Raw genomic sequence first — 17,201 nt, 5'->3', positions numbered from 1 at the left:
CCTTGAACTGCCTCAATAAAACATTCGTTCGCCAGCGAAGGCAAATGTTCATCCCGCATCACCGAGCGGGACGCATTCCGCCTCGCGGGCAGAACGGGGAGTGCCTTTGCGCCGAGGTTGGCGGCAAAGGCGTTGGAGGTCAACGGAGCATCATTTCGAACCCGGGGGTCGGGCTCGGTGCTCCAGGGGAGGACAAATGGATACTATTCTTGCGGGCCTCAAAGGGGCCATCGACACGCTCGGCGCAACAGTGCTGCTGCCGATCGTCATTTTCATCATAGCCGTCGTTCTGGGCGCAAAGGTCAGCAAGGCTTTTCGCGCCGCGGTCACCATCGGCGTCGCCTTCATCGGCATCAACCTCGTGCTTGGCCTGATGTTCACGTCGATCGGCGACGTCGCCAAGGCCATCGTCACCAACACCGGCATTCATCGCGACATCATCGATGTCGGCTGGCCGTCGGCGGCCGCCATCGCCTTCGGCTCGTCGGTCGGCCTGTGGGTCATCCCCGTCGGCATCCTGGTCAACATCGTGCTGTTGCTGACGCGCATGACGCGCACGCTCAATGTCGACGTCTGGAACTTCTGGCACTTCGCCTTTGTCGGCTCGCTGGTCGTGGCGGCGACCGACAATCTGGCCTACGGCATCGCCATCGCGGCGTTGGTCGCGGCGCTGTCGCTGCTGTTCGCCGACTGGTCGGCGCGCGCGGTGCAGCAGTTCTATGGCGTGCCCGGCATTTCGGTGCCGCACCTGGCCTCCGCGCAGATCCTGCCGATCGCCATCATCCTGAACTGGATCATGGACCGCATTCCCGGCATCAACCGCATCAACATCAACACCGAGACCATCGAGCGCCGGTTCGGCGTGTTCGGCGAACCTGTCGTGCTCGGCTTGATCATCGGTCTCGTGCTCGGTGCCATCGCCTTCTACAATGCGGGCGATCTCGGCACGGTGCTCGCCAAGGTGCTTGGCACCGGCATGACCCTGGCAGCCGTCATGCTGCTTTTGCCGCGCATGGTGAAGATCCTGATGGAGGGCCTGATCCCGGTCTCCGACGCGGCGCAGGAATTCGTGCGCAAGCGCACCGGCGACCGCGAGCTTCTGGTCGGCCTGGACTCCGCCATCCTGATCGGTCATCCCGCCGCGATCTCGTCATCGCTGATCCTTGTGCCGATCGCGATCATCCTGTCGGTGATCCTGCCGGGCAACCGCGTCATCCTGTTCGCCGACCTGGCGGTCATTCCCTTCATCGTCGCCATGACCGCGCCATTGGTCAAAGGCAATGTGTTCCGCATGGTGGTGATCGGCACGGTGACGCTGGCGATCGGCTTCTACGTCGCCAACGCGCTGGCGCCGCTGTTCACAAGTGCTGCCGTCGCCTCGGGCTTCAAGCTGCCGGCAGACGCGCTGCAGATCACCTCCGTCGTCGACGGCTTCCTGTGGGTGCCCTATGTGATCATCGAGGCGATCCAGGGACTTGGCCTTACCGGCATCGTCGTGATCGCCGTGGTCATCGCCGCACTGTTCGTCCTCTATCGTCGCAACACGCTCGGCTGGGAGCGGGCAGCGGGCGCCGAGGACGAGCCGGCCGAAGGCACGGCCTGAGCCTCGTCGCGCCTGACGTTTGAAATGATCGTGCGCCCTCCCCGGGCGCACGATTTTGCCGACGGAGCAAAAACATGTCTGACAGCCTCATGCAGCTTCTGGACCCCGAAGCGATCGTGCTCGGATCCGATGCCTCGACCAATGAGCAGATCATCCGCATCCTGGCCGGCCGGCTCGAGACGCTCGGCTATGTCAAGAACTCCTATGCCGACGCGGTCGTGCGTCGCGAGTTGACCATCCCGACAGGACTGCCGCTGGAGCGCCCCGACAATGTCGCGGTGCCGCACACCGATCCCGAACATGTCCTGAAGCCCGGGATCGCTTTGGGCACATTGAAGCACCCCGTCGTCTTCGCCAACATGGAAGACCCCGACGAGAAGCTGCCGGTCGGCTTCGTCTTCCTGCTTGCCATCAATGACAAGGACAAGCAGATTGAAGCGCTGCAGGCCGTCATGGCCACCATCCAGAATTCAGATGCATTGGACGGCCTGAGGTCGGCCACGACGCTAGACGACGTTCGGGCCGTGCTCGGCTGAACAAGGAGAAGAAAGAGATGTCCAGACAGAAAACAATTCTCTTTGCCTGCGGCACGGGCATAGCCACCTCGACCGCGGTCAACGTCGCCGTCACCGAGGCGATGAAGCAGCGCGGCCTGACCTTCAACGCCCAGCAGGCGAAGGCGACCGAAGTGCCGGGGCTGGCCGACAGCGTCGACTTCATCGTCGCCACGACGCCGATCTCGGCTTCGGTGACCAAGCCGGTCATCAAGGGCCTCGCCTTCCTCACCGGCATCGGCAAGGACAAGGTGCTCGACGAGATCGAGGTGCAACTGCGCAAGTAGGCCGCGGCACGCGCTCGGTTTCAGGTCACCCTGACGTAGCTCGTCATGCCCGATTTCTGATGCTCGATGATGTGGCAGTGCAGCAGCCAGTCGCCGGGATTGTCGGCGACGAAGCCGAGGCTCACCTTCTCGTTGGGCTGGATGAGATAGGTGTCGGAAACCAGCGGCTGCACGGGCCGAGTCGAGGATGACAGCACTTTGAAGCTCATGCCGTGCAAATGCATCGGATGCGATTGCGGCGTCAGGTTCTCCATGTCGATGACATAGCTCCTGCCAAGCTTCAATTCGGCCAGCGGCGCGGTCGGATCCGGCGTGTCACCCGGCCACGGCACCTTGTTGATGGCCCAGAAACTGTAGCCGAGCGAACCGCATATGCCGTCGCTCGGAATGTTCTCGGCCGTGGCGCTGAGCGCCAGCGAAATATGCTGGGCAGCGGAGAGATCGACCTCCGCCACCGGATTGGCCTCCAGCGGCGCGACATCACGAATGTCGCGCTTCAGCGAGCTGCCAGCCGCACGCAAGGTAGCCAGCACCTTGGGCTTGGTGCCCCTGACGTCCCGCAGGCTCATGACCGCGCCCTCCGCGTCAGGCATGCGGATGGCGAGTTCCATGCGCTGTCCCGGGCCAAGCAGCAAGGCATCGGGCGAAAAACGCTGCGGCACCGGATTGCCATCCAGCGCGATCACCGTCGCCTCCGCGCCGTCGACGCGAAAGGCATGGATGCGCGTCGCGTCGGTGATGGCGACGCGCAGCCGCACCAGCCCGCCGGCTGGCGCGTCATAGTGCGGCTGGTCGAGCCAGTTGGCCGTGCGCACCGTGCCATAGGTGCCGGTTCTCGCGGCATCGCGCGGCCGGAACTGATCGATGAACTGGCCATCGTCGCCGAGGCGCCAGTCGCGCAGATTGAGGACGATTTCGGCATCGAATTTCGGATCACCGGGATTTTCGACCACGATGACGCCGGTCAGGCCGTGCCCCATTTGCTCCAGCGTGTTGCAATGCGGGTGATACCAGAAGGTGCCGGCATCGGGCGGCGTGAAGGCGTAGTCGAAATGATCGCCGGTATAGACGTAGGGCTGGACCAGGAACGGAACGCCGTCCATCTTGTTGGGGACCCGAACGCCGTGCCAGTGGATCGTCGTCGGGTCGTCGATCGCGTTGACGAGCCGGGCGGCGAAGGGCTCGCCCTTTTTCATCCTCAGCACAGGCGGCATCCCGGCGCTGCCATAGGTCAGCACGTCCCGGGTCGGACCGATCTCCATCAGCCTGGCCTGGATCCTGGCCGTCCGCAGCACCACCGGCTCGGGCGTGGCGGCGGCCCAGCCGCCAAGCCTCCCCATCGCGACGAGCCCGCCCGCACCGGCAAACGCTGTCGATTTCAGAAGTCGACGGCGTGTGATCAAGGTCATGCTGCGCTCCAGCGGGAAAGCCCTCGGAATCGCCGACTTGAATCACGATCGGGCGACCAGCGCAAATGGCGATATCGGAATTTGCGTCCCGATGAAGCCGCGGCCAGCGCCGTCTGCGCGGACGGCGCTTCGCCCTGCGACTCTGATCGGGACGACGGCCGCACCAGGTCATGCTTCAAGGCACTGACCGGAGCGGACTCGCCCGGCTCGCCAATGCCGATGTTTTCAACCGTCCGATCGGGCGGGTGGGGGGCGGAAGGGCGCCAAGCGGTCGCCCGCTATGGGCCGGCGCTCGTCGCGGAGGAAAGCAAGCAGGCCGATTTGCTCCCGCCATGAAAGCGCGACGAGAACCAACCTTGCGCGAAATCTCGGATTCAGGTGCCGGATGCGCCTTTTTTTGCCCGTTCGTGCCGCAAGGGCTTAAGAATGGGACGGATGGCGCTGAAAATGTCGGGCAGTCTGGTGCTGCGAGAGAGGATTGAACTCTCGACCGATTTAATTATTTCAATGGCTTACACGGCAATTTGTAACATTGTGCCGGCCGGTGGAATAAGCAAAATTTGTGCCCCGGCAGCACACACAACACCGCAGCGGCCATGCGTATGTGGCCCTCTATGGCCTGAGAGCCCTGCGGTCCTCCTTCATATGCAGGCGGTGTCGCCGGCAACATAGATTGCGTCGACGGCTGTTGTTCCGTCCCTGCCCGCGCTAGGCAATACGATCAGCCCTAATTGGGCTGAACCTACCGGCTTCCTCATCCCAAATCCGACAGATGGACGTGACGATTAGCAATCGCTAAAGTAGCTGTCGCCTGTTTCCAATTATCCGTGCGACAGGAGGCAATTCGATGGCCTTTCACGCAGAGCGACCAAGGGGTGTGTCAGAAACATCTCTCACGATCGAGATGACGAGCGAGTTTTCGCCCGGCTTGCCGAATGCCGGACCTATGCTGAGTGAGGAAGACACCTACTTCAGCATCGAGAGAATGGACGCCTTGGGCAGTTCGTCTCTTTTGGGTGTTGCGGCTATCGGCGTTTTGGCAATTCCGGAGATTGGCGTCGTTCTTGCGTTGACTGCAGGAATGGCTCTTGCCTCGTCGGTGGCTTCTACGATTGTCAACTTGGCCGGATCCGATGACCAACGCCGACAACTCGAACAAGTGAAGGCACTATTCAGCGGACCTTCTGGCCTGACGGGTGGGGTGATCGGCCAAGCGCTCAATGGGGATACAGGAATGATGACGGGAGCCCTGATCGGAGGGTTGGGCGACTTTTGGAATACATTTAATGTAAGTGAAGACACTTGGCTTCTCTATCGCCTAGCGGAAGCTCGCGGCGTTTTCGATGCGGCGTCCGACGTGCGGAAATTGGTAGAACGCTACCGCTTTACCCACGAATCTCCTGACAGCGACTTTGAGCGAAACGTCCCGACCGGCAAAAGCGTAATCTTTGACACGCCGCCCAATTCGAGGAGCAACTACGATACAGATCATGACACAATCCCATACGAAGACCTGCCTGAACATTACATAGCCTAAGTTTCGCATTTTATTGGATTCTGACCGCAACCACTCCGCAAAGGAGAATTTAAATGGATACCTGGCTTGAAACTAAAGCGAGGTTGACAAAGAAGTTTCCCGCTCTTCTTTCGTCGATTGAAACAAAGCAAGGCGGAAATAAGTATGCCGATAACGGAGACCGGATTGTTGATCAAATCATATTTGATGAATTATCTAAGAGGACTGTAATCCCCCCCTATGATCCGTATTTGGTCGAGAATTTGATCAACTCGTCTGTAAAACTACTAGATCGCTGTGCAAACTATAGGACGGCTCTGTATGACATTGAAGGCACTGCATGCAAGCAAGCACTCGACTACCAATTGTTCAATGACCAGCTTCCTTTTCTGGAAACTATAGAACTTGCTGCCTACGTTAGGGACCAGAACGAAAAACTGCATGATGGCAACAAAACGGCATCGACTTTTTTTTCTGGGGAAACTGGTCCCCTGAACAAGGGTTTTTCAGCAGTGGCCAGCGCAACCGCCGACTCTTCCAAAATAGCGTTCGATGGTGAGGCTCTTCGGCAAGAAGCTGTCAAAAAAAAGTGGGAAAAAGCGGTCGCATACCAGAAAGAACTTGAATCAAGGCATAGCGCAAAAGGCCACGCTCTCAATTTTGGCGAACGATTTGACAATATTAGAGTCCTTCTAATTCAGGATATTTGTATGGCATATGACAAGTTGCGCTGTATAGAAGTCGGCGCAAAAGAAATTTTCCGATCTGCTCCTGTCGTCATTACTGCATTGCCGCCGCCTTCTGTTGATGACTATCTAGGAAAAATGGTATATTGGATCAGAGCTCTCATCGATGAGCTGGAAAAGGGCCTGGCAGCCGAGTTCGAGTTCGTTCACGTAGTTCATCTGCGCACACCGAGAACGCCTCACAAAGGAAACGCAAAACAGCGCATCACTACTTCCGATTGGAACAGAATCATGGCTCCAAGAGGAACGGGACTGTTGACATTTAACCTCGCTGATGATCATCCGGAGTTTCCGAGTGCATTCTTCTCGCATTTACGTTTAATTGGAATAGGGGTTGCTTACAGCAAAGACTTTATAGAGGGCGGTCGCATTAACTACAATCGGCTATCTGCTATAGTTTTTCCGCCCACGGGAGCAGAATTCTTTTCGGTTCCTGGTGCTCCGAGGGCACCTATAATCCTAGAGACAGTCTCTACCATTGACAAGGATTTTGCGTCTCGCACAGATACTCCAGATTCAATCCAGAATATCGATCCCAGAGGGACATGGAGTATTCTCGTCAGCCCAAATGTTGGCTTCTGTGATAATCGTCCGCATTTGATCCAGTCGGAGACAGGGACGTTAACCGAGCAGGTGACTGACATCAAGTTGGTGCTCAGGTTGCGGGCGATTGCCTCAAGCGCTGCGGAGCAGTGGTCGGGATTTGACTATTAAGGCGTCCCTAGCTACCGATCCCAGCTCGGCGAGTGGTCTCTGTCTGTCGTTGCCGGCAACGCCAAGGCGATCTTCCACCTGGTCGACCAGGCTGGCCTCGAGGGGACGGTTTCGAAGCGCCAGGATAGCAAATCCGTAGCGGCCCGTCGACGAACTGGCTGAAGGCGAATGCTACACGATCGACGAATATGATCTTCTCGGCGTCAAGCGCGAGGCGGGCAAACCAGCCTTTGCCCTGATGGACGACCGGGCGACAGGCAAGTATGTGGACTCGGCCTTCATCAACTCGCGGGGCGCGATCCGTGACAGGCTTTGGAAACGCGTCCAGGAACACGCCGGACCACAGCCGAAGGGCATGAAGCGGCCGGCGACGCAATGGGTCATGCCGGGGTAGATCGGCCGCGTGAAGCACTTGCGCGGCGAGGAAGACTTGCGGCACGCTTCGCTGCAGGATTTCCGGGAGGAGTAGGGCGGAGCCTGATCATGCCTATTCGACGAAAAGCTACGGAGACCGGTATTTTTGACTCCTCCGAATTGGCCTTGTTAGGACGAGTTTTCGAGCAGCTTAAGGCCGGCGGCCAGCCAACGGATGCCAGGGAAGCACTCGTGTCTCGGATCATCGCGAATTACATGGCCGGCGTGACTGGATGAGGCGGAGTTGATATCGCTTTCCAGGCAGCCTTTGGGCCGCTAGAGCATTCGGCCGGCGCGGATCATGGCGCGAGCGATGGCAAGCTGCGTTTCCGTCCTGGCGTTTCTTTCTGGGTCATGTTGTCGGCGGCGATCATCCGCTTCAGCGCCCGCAAGGTCTCGCCTCGCGTCCAGCCCACCTCAAGCATGCAATCAACTATTGCCTGGAAACCCGGCTCCATCGCCTCCTGCCAGTCGATCTCTCGATCGGAGTAGTCCCGTGTGTGCCTTGGTGGATTGATCATGCAGTTCCGTCCACGCCGCTATCCTCATCGAGCGCATAAGGCACCGGCAAATAGGCGCTGGCAACAAGCCAGTCGCCGATGATCGTCCTGATCAATTCGGGCTTGGGAATGCCTATCTCCGCGGCAAGCCCAGCGAGCGATTCATCGACCTTCGGTTCCAGATCGATTCCCGGAACGTTCCTGAGCATCAGCGCGGCCCGCCGGAGCATGATTTGAACATCCGCGCGCGAGACGTCCGCAATTGCTTCGGCGGCGCTCTCAAGGTCCACTGCAAACTGATGCGGGTAATCGGCCTATCCCTCCTGAAACAACTTGATCGGCTCAATGAGGCCGGCGTGGTCGTTGGGCTGTTTGTTGATGGCTGCGGCATTCACCTCTCGGCCAACACGATCTAGGGCTGCTCGGATTCGGTGGCGATGATCGGCTTCATGGATCATGTCTTCATTTTTCCAACAGTGAACAAAATGCGAACATAAGAGCCAAGGCCTCTTGACGAAACAGGAATATGTTCCTTATTCCTGAATGCCATCTGAGCAGGAAAGGGCTATGGGAAAGCGCCAGAACGCGCCGGCCGGCGAAGCTATGTCCGAATTGGAAAAGGCTGCTCAGCAGGCCATAGCTGCAGCCGGCGGCGACGCCGCCTCCGACGCCGGCCTGGCATGCTGCTGATCCACTACAACAGTCGTCACGTCATAGAAAAGATCATCACGCCCGGCGAAGTGAAGATTTCAGCGCAGACGATTGTCAACGGCAGTGTTCACGCCGGCCTGGACGTTTCCCTAGGTGATCTTCGCGAATGGCACATGCTGCGGGCCTGGTGCAAAAACTGTTCACACCATGCCGAGATTGAGCCAGCCGGTCTAATTCGAAGGCAGAGAGGGCGCTTTTCTGCACGAGTTGCGATAGAGGCGGCCCGGTTCGGCTGGAGATTCACAAGCTGCCCCGGAATTGAAGGCCAAACGAACACATTGATGGCGACACTCACCGATGTGTCGACAGACTTAGCGCTGATGGATTCCCGGGCTTGCCCATTCAGCTGCCGTGAGCGCGGCTTCCTAGCGTTTTCCATCAGACAATCCTGGCACGGTGAAACGACTCGCTTTTTCTCCCTTTCTCAGCTTCACTGAAGAGGGAGCGGGGGATGAGAGATGGCAACAGTAATTAGGCGCGCTTCGTGCGCGCTGTTTTCTGCATTCATCTTCGGCGCTGCATTGTTGATTGCGGGGTGCGCCACCCCTTACATCCCGCCGAAGATTCAAGAGCCGGGTCAGACCAACCCATCCAGCTTTGGCGGCATTATGAGTTTTGCCAAGCAAGAAGACCTGCGGGTAGTCTGGGTGCACGGGATGTGCACTCACGATGAAAGCTGGGCGGATAATCGCCACGCTCTTCTCGAGCGGGCAATCGCTATCGGATCGTCTAGACGAAACACAGTGTATGGTCCCGAGCGCGCTGCCCGCGTCACATTCAACCACAGTGTGAATGGACATTCGCTCGAACTCCGTTTTCTCGTCTGGTCACCGCTCGCGGCCGGCGCAAAAATCGCTATTGGGCTCGACCACAATGATGAACTGAAGCGTGCCAGCCTGAACAAGACCCTCAAGGAAGGCTTGATCGACGACTGCTTTTCCGATGCGGTGATTTACACCGGCGCGTCTGGCGATCCGACCAGATCGTGGATCCGTTCAGAAGTTTGTGACGCTCTGGGCGGCCGTATTTCAGCCGCAGGCCGCTGCCTGATCGACGACAGCAAGCCCAGGCGGAAAACCATCCTGATAGCCGAGAGTTTGGGAAGCAAGATGCTCTCCGATGCGATCGTCTCGATATGGCAAGCCACGCCGGCATCGGAGCAGTCACGGATTGCCCAGCGCCTTGGCGATGTCCAAATGGTCTTTCTGCTCGCAAACCAGATCCCTCTTCTGAACGCCGCAACCTACTCTCAAGGCACAGCCAGGATTGTTTCAGACAAATCGACGGATCGAGCCAACGGATCGCTCCTCGACGTGTTCGCCAGCGCGCGAGCTCGAAAGAACAAGGCGTTCATCGCCGAGCCGGCCGGTCAGATCCGTTTTGTCGCTTTCACGGATCCAAACGACCTGTTGAGCTATCGGCTTTTCCCCAAAGCGTATCTGCCAAAGGACATGAAGATTACCAACGTCATTGTCTCGAACGATCAGATATACCTCGGATTGTTGGAGCGCCCGGACACCGCCCATTGCGGTTACGGCTGGAATCCGGCGGTGATTGCGACGGTCGCACAGGGCTACGATGGCAAACGCCTTGGATCTATCCCGGTCAATGTCCCACACTCATGCGGGCTCGGTGGGTAGCAGGCCGGGGTCGCCAATCGAAGCCTGACCAGACACTGACGGCAATCCACTTCACCGCTCCGCACGCCCAGGAAAGCAGGCCGCCAAGGTCGATAGGTGACAAGATGGGCGGTCACGACGGCGCAGGCCAAGACGATCAAGCTTGCTGGTCTCATCGACAAGACATGCAACAGAATAGCGATCCCGAGTTCTGGCGCGTTTAACGCGTCGAAAAGAAGCGGCGGCTTGAGGTTCAGGAAAGCTGAATCGACGCTGTGGAAGCCGTCGGCCGAATGGGTTTCGATGCCGCTCGATCTCCCAGCGACCCGTGAAACCGGGCTTGTCGTCGAAACCGTCGCTGCGCGAGGATTGAACTCTCGACCTCTATAATGAAATCAACAGCTTATCGTGCATTTTGTAACATTGTGGCGGGCGACAGTATGGACAACCTAAATCACTACCTCGGCTATGTTGCCGGACATTGCTGCATCGGCCTGCTGGTGTGCCTCCACATCTGGGGCTGCGTCGCGGGCCATTAGGATCCTGGCGCCCCAGCCATCGTTATCCTACTGAACAAAATTAATAACTTAGAGAAATTTCAATTTCTTGATGTGGTGTATTCTAGGTCACCTGCTTAGGTGTTACTCGGCCGCGCCAGGATCGATAGGAACGGCCCCAATAAAGTCGCCGTCGAGGGGTTGGAACTGGCGGTGGAACTGGCGAAGCGGCGTGGCCCATACCTTTCCGCTTTTCCAATCCGCAACCCGATAAAGAACAAAAGGGGTGCCGGCAGGATAGCGATATTGGCCAGCCCGTATGATCACCTCGACGCGGACGGCAAGTTGCCCCTCAAGCTTGTCGGCCTGAAAGCTCGACACAAGCCGCGCCTCTAGATCGTCTCGCGTGATGATCAACGCGCCTTCTAACGCGCCAATATCCTCGTAAGTCGGTATGACGCCGGTTACGTGGTAGATCCGTTCGGTCTCCGGGTCGATGAATGCCTTGCCGATCAAGAACGAACCGCCTCCTCAGCTTTCTCTTTGCGGAGACTCTTATTCGTTCTGTTCGCGCCGATCACATTGCCAATTAAACCGCCGAAGATCACCACAATCCCGACACCAAGCCACCAGACGGCGAATGCTGTTCCCATAAGCGCGAGTCCCATTGGAGGAACAAGAATGATCGCGAGGATCACCGCGACTATCGTTCCTCCCGTCGTCCAACGCCGCGTTGTCGTGCTGAGTGTGTGTTTTCTCACCGCGCGACCTAGCTGACGCGACGTAGAAACATAGCGGTTACCCATATGATGCCATACCCCGCCGAGAATTCGGCAAACCCATAGAAGCTATCTAGCCGCCAGAGTCGAGAATGTCGCAAAGGTCGGCACCAAATCTCGTAGCCTGGCCGGTATCCTAAGCGCGCCAGCACTCTTGACACGCGAGCCCGAGACATAGACCGTCCCGCTCGGGCATTACTTAGGGGCGCAATCTTGAAAAAACTAATAGTTGTAGCGGCGGCGCTTGCGCTCGCCGGGTGTCAATCGTCTGCTGAAATGCAAAAGAGCATTGACCAATCCACTGCACCATCAGCCACGCTAAAAGCCGCTATCGTCCACGACGCAAGAGATTTTCTCGCCGACCCGTATTCAATCCGAGACGCTGAAATTTCGGATGTCCAACGAAACCCGAAAACGGGCATCGAATGGGTTTGCGTGAAAGCAAACGCTAAGAATGCCATGGGTGGATATACAGGGAGACAAACAATTGAAGTTGACGCTCGCGGTAGCATGCTCGTCGGCAATCTACCTAATAGCTCAGCCTGCTCCAACCCGTCATTGAAGTGGCAACGCTTCATGGAGCTTGAGGCTCTCAAGAACCTTTAACAAGCAACCATTCGAATGCGCCAAGCCCGAAGATCAGGACGAGAGCAAGCAATGCCAGACCGGGTTTACCCTACGCCTGAGCCCATTCGAAACAGTAAGACATTGTCGCCGAATGTTGATTAGATTCGCGAACGCAATTTATTGGTTTTGCTGCGCCATTGCCGCTTGCTCGCTACTTTTGGCCGTTGTAGCGGCGCTTGGGAGCGGTGGAACGCAGACCAAGATGTAATAGGTGGAATCTCGCTTGCCATCGGAGTTTGGGGATGCGGATGGTTGATCCGCTATGTTGTGACAGGCAATAGAAGCTCACGGTTCTAGAAGATAGGTCAACGAAGCGGACTCTGCGCACTATTTCGGCCCGGCGCCCGGTTGAAATCGTCGTGAACCGAACTCTGAAGTTGTATTAACGGGTGACGAACGCTAATTCCGGGGAGATAAAAAGGCATGACGCGACATACGATAGAGGCCAGCGAAAAGCCTGTCCTCGACATTTTCTGCGACAAATACCTTTTGCGCATACCTTCCTATCAGCGGCCGTATGCCTGGGCGACGGACCAGGCGAGCGAACTGCTTGATGACATCGTGACAGCCTGCGGCGATACAGGCAATGTCGCTGACGCTAGCCCATACTTCCTGGGAAGTATCGTTCTCATCAAAGATCCCCAGAGGCCCGAGGCGGACGTCGTTGACGGCCAGCAGCGCCTGACCACATTGACAATCCTGCTTAGCGTGCTTCGCGATCTTTCGGACCAGAAGATTGCGACTGCCATTCACAATTATGTCTGCCAGACCGGAGATCCCATCAAGGGAACATCGGACGTTTTCCGACTGACACCACGAGAGCGTGACGCCGATTTCTTTCGTGCGACCATCCAGCTCGAGGGCGGGACCAGCTCTTTGCCGGACGGACGCCAGTTCAAGGATGCGCGAGCTCGTATGGTGGAAAACGCGACGTTTCTCAGAGAGCGACTGAAAGACCTCTCAGATGACCAACGGCGCCGGCTGACAATGTATATCGCACAGCGCTGCTACCTCGTAATGGTCGCCGCATCGGACCAGGACTCCGCGTTCCGCATCTTCTCAGTCCTTAACTCTCGCGGTCTCGATCTTTCTCCGGCAGATGTCCTCAAGGCGGAAATCATTGGCGCGCTTCCGGTCGCTACGCAAGAAACTTATACCCAGAAATGGGAAGATCTCGAGGACGAGCTCGGGCGTGCGCGTTTCGCGGAATTGTTCGGACATATCCGCACAATCCATCGCAAACAGAAGATGCAGGGCACTCTAATTGCCGAGTTTCGCGAGTTCGTTCCCACGCGCAAAGAGCCTGCGAAATTCATAGACGCTGAGCTCACCCCCTATGCTGATGCCTATGAGGAGATCACAGATCGTTCGTTCTCCAGTTTCAAAAATGCAGATGAAGTCAACCGGCAACTGACTCATCTTTCCCGTCTCGATAACTTCGACTGGCAACCCCCAGCCATGGAAGTTATCGCTCGCCGTCGGGACAATCCGGACTTCATCCTTCGCTTCTTGTCGGATCTCGAGCGCCTCGCGTATGGCCTATTCCTAATGCGAAGCGATCCGTCAGAGCGCATTCGCCGCTACGGGAGATTGCTTAGCTCGATCCAATCCAGCGAGGATCTGTTTGCCGATAAGTCACCGCTGCAACTTAGTGACTATGAAAGAAAGGAAGTTAGCAAAGCCCTTGGGGAAGATATCTACACAGTAACGCGCATTCGCCTTCCGCTGCTGCTTCGTCTTGACGAGCTCCTGTCCGGAGGAAGTGCCGTTTACAGCTCACCAGTAATCAGTGTGGAGCATGTGCTGCCACAGAATCCGGCGGTCGGAGGCCAGTGGCTATTGGACTTCCCCACCGAGGCCGATCGGCAGCAATGGGTTCACAAGCTGGCAAATCTCGTGCTGCTAACCCGCCGAAAGAACTCACAGGCCAGCAACTTAGAATTTATCGATAAAAAGGAAAAGTATTTTTCAACAAAATCTGGTGTTTCAAACTTCGCTCTGACTAGCAAGGTTCTCGCTGAATCTGTATGGACGCCCGATATCCTCAAGAAACGTCAAGCCGAGCTGATCGGCGCGATTGAAAAACTCTGGCGGTTGGTCTGAGGCCTGAAAAGAACCGCCGCACGCTCATTGCTGAACTTTGGCGCTACACGCACGCGGAGGACTGTTCTATCAGGCCCGGAGCAGCAGCATCAACAGTGCCCGCGAGAGGATGATGAAGCGCGCGTGCTGGCTATTTCGCTAGCCTACAAGCGACATCGATTGTCGAATGCAATTCACCTGTGATCATCCTTGCAAACTCTTGATTCCAACAGCGACAACAACCTAGGCTAGATCAGACAAAAAGAAAAAGGGGCTTGGGATGGCTAACGCCTTAATGATGTGCGCGAAGCGCGACCACAACTGTGCTGTTGGCGGCGCCCGAATATTTTCGATCCGCAATCCTGAATTTCGCGATCAGACTAATGCTTAAAGTCAATACAAAGGCGATTTCGAGGGTTCTGGAAGCGGCCAGGCGCAAGCTCCTCGAAACCGGAACGCGAAACCGGCTGATCCACGTCAACAGGGCCAATCAGCGGGCGAACTGTCTGAACGTGATCAACGAACGCTCGGACGACATTTTCGCGCTCCTGCGCATTCAGGGTAAGCGCATGCGCTTCAAGGCGATGGGCAAGGACAAGGCGGAGGAAGGGCATGAAATGCTGCTCGCCTCGCCCGACGATGATCGCGAAGCCGGTTCCGAAAGGTATGGCGACACGATGACATCACCACGAACCTGCCCCTGCAGGAGCGGCTGAGGCAGGATTTCGGGATCATCCTGCCGGAGATCGAAGAGACCGGAGGATGGAGCCCGGCGCCGTATTTTGCGCTTGTGGCAGAAACGGTTTCAGCACAATCGGGCTGGTCAATCGATGCCGACGGGATGCAGATCGGCTTCTTCTCCTTCGCCAAGCTCCTCATGCACCGTGACCTCGACCAGGCGAATTGGTCGGATGGCACGCTCGCCGAAAATGATTTGCTTGCCGGACTTCTGGCAGACGGGTTCGAGGCGGATACCCCGCTCTTTGGACCCGGGGACAGACTCGACGATCACCTTGATCCGGCCCAAATCATTCAGGTGATCGACGCCGATGCCTCGCAGACCAAGGTCATCGAAGAAGTCCAGAGAGGTGCGAGCTTGGTGGTGCAAGGACCGCCGGGAACCGGCAAGTCGCAGACCATCACCAACACCATTGCAGCGGCGGCCCACGACGGCCCAACAGTGTGACGGTCGACCTTCTGGTGATTGATGAGGCATCCCAGATTCGCCCCGAAGATGCGTTAGGCGTCGTCGCCCGTGCCCGTCAAATCGTGGTGGTGGGTGACCAGAAGCAACTACCCCCTACTTCATTCTTTGACCGTTTGGTCGACGATGTTGAAGATATTGAAGACGAGGACGAGGACGCACCGCTCGGTGCCACCGCAGCCGACATGGAAAGCATCTTGTCGCTGTGTGAGGCACGCGGCCTGCGTTCACGAATGTTGGAATGGCACTATCGGTCGCGCGATCCATCGTTGATCCGGGTGTCGAACGCCGAATTCTACGGCGATAACCTTGTTCTGCCACCATCACCGCTGCAACTCGACGATGACTACGGATTGAAGTTCCGACGCGTTCCAGGGGTATATGCACGCGGCGGCAGCGGACTTGGTCGCCAGGGCACCAATCGGATCGAGGCACAAGCGGTCGTGCGAGGGGTGGCGGAGCACGCCCGAGCATGGCCAGACCTTTCTCTCGGAGTCGTCGCCTTCTCAAAGGCGCAGGCCGACATGTTGACTGAGCTGCTCGAACTTGAGCGCCGTGACGATCCTGTTCTGGAGGCCTTCCTGCGCGAGGGTCGACATGAGGATGTGTTCGTTAAGAACATTGAGAACGTTCAGGGTGACGAACGTGACGTCATCCTAATCTCAGTGGGCTATGGACCTCAGGAGCCCAACGGGCCGCTCGCTTATATGTCCTTCGGACCAGTGAATGCCGAAGGTGGCGAACGGCGACTAAACGCCCTCTTCTCCCGTGCGCGAGTTCGCTGCGAGGTCTTCGCTTCATTCGACCCAGGCTCCATCGACCCGACGCGCAGCAAACGTGACGGTCCGCGGGTTTTGAAACGCTTCCTCGACTTTGCCAAGACCGGAATAATGGAGGAGCGCGTGGCAAGCGCGCTCGATGCAGACAGCCCGTTCGAGGAAGATGTCGCCGCACCAATCCGCTCACTCGGCTATCTGGCCGATCCACAGGTCGGGACAGCTGGGTTCCGGATCGACCTTGGGGTGCGTCATCCCGATCGTCCGGGGCAATATCTGTTGGCGGTGGAATGCGATGGTGCCGCCTACCATGTAGCCCTGTGGGCACGTGAGCGTGATCGTTTGCGTCAGGATGTCCTGGAGAACCTCGGTTGGGGTTTCCATCGCATCTGGAGCACCGACTGGTTCCATCATCGTGCCCGTGAGATTCAACGGCTGTCTGCAGCACTTGACCGGGCGAGGCTGACGGTTGAGGACGGCATTCGCGTGCGTGGTGCAAATCACGGGGCTTTCCGGCCTGCTCCGCTCGTGCAGGACATTGCGGAGCAATCGGTCGAAATCGACCACCTTACCTTGACGGCTCCGGCCTATGTCCGCGCCGAGCTTTCTGTGCGGTCCAGCCTTGAGCCGCATGAGGCTCCCATTGCCCAGCTTGCTGACCTCGTTGTGAAAATCGTCGGGATCGAAGGGCCTATCCACATCGACGAGGTGGCGCGGCGCATTACTTCTGCTTTCGGCAAATCGCGGGCCGGCAATCGTATCGTCGAAGCGGCCGGGCGCGCCGCGCGTCTCGCTACGCAGAGAGACCACGCGCTGAGATGGATGGGATCATTCCTTTTAACAGAAGAGCAAGCCCAAAACCCACCGATCCGTTACCGCTGTGCAGAAACCGGCAGTCTGCTTAAGGCCGCCTACCTCCCACCCCTGGAAATAGGCGCCGCAGCTCAGCGCATTCGTTCAGAAAGTGGTGGCATGCCACCGGGGGATTTGACCCGCGCCGTCGCGCGCCTTCTGGGATTTCAGCGGGTTGGTAATGATTTAGCAGAAGTGATCAACAGTGCTTTGATGACAGAATCGAGCGCTTTGATGTGAAACATCAGCTTCACTCATCCATTCTAGCGGCCATCTCACGGAATGACTATTCCACCGACGTCAATGGCCTT

General features: G+C 57.6%; 18 protein-coding genes. 13 read left to right on the top strand and 5 right to left on the bottom strand.

The features are described from left to right. The first annotated feature begins 196 nt into the window (after positions 1-196). The 3 genes from FJ946_RS28975 (at position 197) to FJ946_RS28965 (ending at position 2,444) form a co-directional block, all read left to right on the top strand. Entirely contained in the window at positions 197-1,603 is a 1,407-nt protein-coding gene (locus tag FJ946_RS28975; protein ID WP_140501059.1) for a PTS transporter subunit IIC, read from the top strand. A gap of 74 nt (positions 1,604-1,677) precedes the next feature. Then, positions 1,678-2,139, top strand: coding sequence for a PTS sugar transporter subunit IIA (locus FJ946_RS28970; RefSeq protein WP_140568165.1), 462 nt, complete (start codon positions 1,678-1,680; stop codon positions 2,137-2,139). Positions 2,140-2,156: 17 nt separating this feature from the next. Beyond that, on the top strand, positions 2,157-2,444 hold the full coding sequence (locus FJ946_RS28965) for a PTS sugar transporter subunit IIB (protein WP_140501055.1): 288 nt from the start codon (positions 2,157-2,159) through the stop codon (positions 2,442-2,444). A 20-nt stretch (positions 2,445-2,464) separates the two neighbouring features. Here FJ946_RS28965 and FJ946_RS28960 read toward each other — a convergent pair whose 3' ends face one another. Further along, complete coding sequence (locus tag FJ946_RS28960; RefSeq protein WP_140501053.1) at positions 2,465-3,853, bottom strand: multicopper oxidase family protein; 1,389 nt, start codon at positions 3,851-3,853, stop codon at positions 2,465-2,467. An 847-nt stretch (positions 3,854-4,700) separates the two neighbouring features. Between FJ946_RS28960 and FJ946_RS28955 the strand changes: the two genes are divergently transcribed. Then, positions 4,701-5,390 carry a hypothetical protein gene (locus FJ946_RS28955; protein ID WP_140568164.1) on the top strand — a complete coding sequence of 230 codons (690 nt, stop codon included), beginning with the start codon at positions 4,701-4,703 and terminating at the stop codon, positions 5,388-5,390. A 53-nt stretch (positions 5,391-5,443) separates the two neighbouring features. Beyond that, positions 5,444-6,829, top strand: a complete 1,386-nt coding sequence (locus FJ946_RS28950; RefSeq protein WP_140568163.1) for a hypothetical protein — start codon at positions 5,444-5,446, stop codon at positions 6,827-6,829. A 713-nt stretch (positions 6,830-7,542) separates the two neighbouring features. On the opposite strand, the gene FJ946_RS28935 is transcribed toward FJ946_RS28950, so the two are convergent. Further along, positions 7,543-7,764 (bottom strand): hypothetical protein, encoded by a 222-nt coding sequence (locus FJ946_RS28935; RefSeq protein ID WP_246673022.1) that lies wholly within the window; start codon positions 7,762-7,764, stop codon positions 7,543-7,545. Further along, complete coding sequence (locus FJ946_RS28930) at positions 7,761-7,973, bottom strand: hypothetical protein (RefSeq protein ID WP_348640510.1); 213 nt, start codon at positions 7,971-7,973, stop codon at positions 7,761-7,763. The genes FJ946_RS28935 and FJ946_RS28930 overlap by 4 nt, the downstream gene beginning before the upstream one ends. Before the next feature lie 3 nt (positions 7,974-7,976). Here FJ946_RS28930 and FJ946_RS30900 point away from each other — a divergent pair, with 3 nt between their 5' ends. The 3 genes from FJ946_RS30900 (at position 7,977) to FJ946_RS28920 (ending at position 10,094) form a co-directional block, all read left to right on the top strand. Continuing rightward, positions 7,977-8,159 carry a hypothetical protein gene (locus FJ946_RS30900; protein ID WP_181167628.1) on the top strand — a complete coding sequence of 61 codons (183 nt, stop codon included), beginning with the start codon at positions 7,977-7,979 and terminating at the stop codon, positions 8,157-8,159. Positions 8,160-8,423: 264 nt separating this feature from the next. Continuing rightward, a complete protein-coding gene (locus FJ946_RS31380) occupies positions 8,424-8,891 on the top strand; it encodes a hypothetical protein (protein WP_246673023.1) in 468 nt (155 codons plus the stop codon). A 21-nt stretch (positions 8,892-8,912) separates the two neighbouring features. After that, complete coding sequence (locus FJ946_RS28920) at positions 8,913-10,094, top strand: hypothetical protein (protein ID WP_140568161.1); 1,182 nt, start codon at positions 8,913-8,915, stop codon at positions 10,092-10,094. Between the two features lie 620 nt (positions 10,095-10,714). On the opposite strand, the gene FJ946_RS28915 is transcribed toward FJ946_RS28920, so the two are convergent. Both FJ946_RS28915 and FJ946_RS28910 read right to left on the bottom strand, forming a co-directional pair. After that, the gene (locus FJ946_RS28915; protein ID WP_140568160.1) at positions 10,715-11,086 is read right to left on the bottom strand and encodes a hypothetical protein; all 372 of its coding nucleotides are present in this window, start codon (positions 11,084-11,086) and stop codon (positions 10,715-10,717) included. Beyond that, positions 11,083-11,268, bottom strand: coding sequence for a hypothetical protein (locus tag FJ946_RS28910; RefSeq protein ID WP_140568159.1), 186 nt, complete (start codon positions 11,266-11,268; stop codon positions 11,083-11,085). Before FJ946_RS28910 ends, FJ946_RS28915 begins: the two co-directional genes overlap by 4 nt. 294 nt (positions 11,269-11,562) lie before the next feature. Here FJ946_RS28910 and FJ946_RS28905 point away from each other — a divergent pair, with 294 nt between their 5' ends. From FJ946_RS28905 to FJ946_RS28895, 5 genes are all read left to right on the top strand, one after another. Next, complete coding sequence (locus tag FJ946_RS28905; RefSeq protein WP_140568158.1) at positions 11,563-11,955, top strand: hypothetical protein; 393 nt, start codon at positions 11,563-11,565, stop codon at positions 11,953-11,955. A gap of 444 nt (positions 11,956-12,399) precedes the next feature. After that, the gene (locus tag FJ946_RS28900; RefSeq protein WP_140568157.1) at positions 12,400-14,079 is read left to right on the top strand and encodes a DUF262 domain-containing protein; all 1,680 of its coding nucleotides are present in this window, start codon (positions 12,400-12,402) and stop codon (positions 14,077-14,079) included. A 362-nt stretch (positions 14,080-14,441) separates the two neighbouring features. Further along, positions 14,442-14,774: a DUF4011 domain-containing protein gene (locus FJ946_RS31010; RefSeq protein WP_210240102.1), complete on the top strand. Its 333-nt coding sequence runs from the start codon at positions 14,442-14,444 to the stop codon at positions 14,772-14,774. 125 nt (positions 14,775-14,899) lie between these two features. Further along, positions 14,900-15,244 (top strand): hypothetical protein, encoded by a 345-nt coding sequence (locus tag FJ946_RS31005; protein ID WP_210240101.1) that lies wholly within the window; start codon positions 14,900-14,902, stop codon positions 15,242-15,244. Continuing rightward, on the top strand, positions 15,241-17,130 hold the full coding sequence (locus FJ946_RS28895) for a DUF3320 domain-containing protein (RefSeq protein WP_210240100.1): 1,890 nt from the start codon (positions 15,241-15,243) through the stop codon (positions 17,128-17,130). The genes FJ946_RS31005 and FJ946_RS28895 overlap by 4 nt, the downstream gene beginning before the upstream one ends. Positions 17,131-17,201: the final 71 nt, after the last annotated feature.

It is taken from the genome of Mesorhizobium sp. B2-4-7 (assembly GCF_006442685.1).
Taxonomy (GTDB): Bacteria; Pseudomonadota; Alphaproteobacteria; order Rhizobiales; family Rhizobiaceae; genus Mesorhizobium.
Note: the sequence above shows the minus strand (reverse complement) of the source record. Positions and strands in the feature narration are given on the sequence as shown.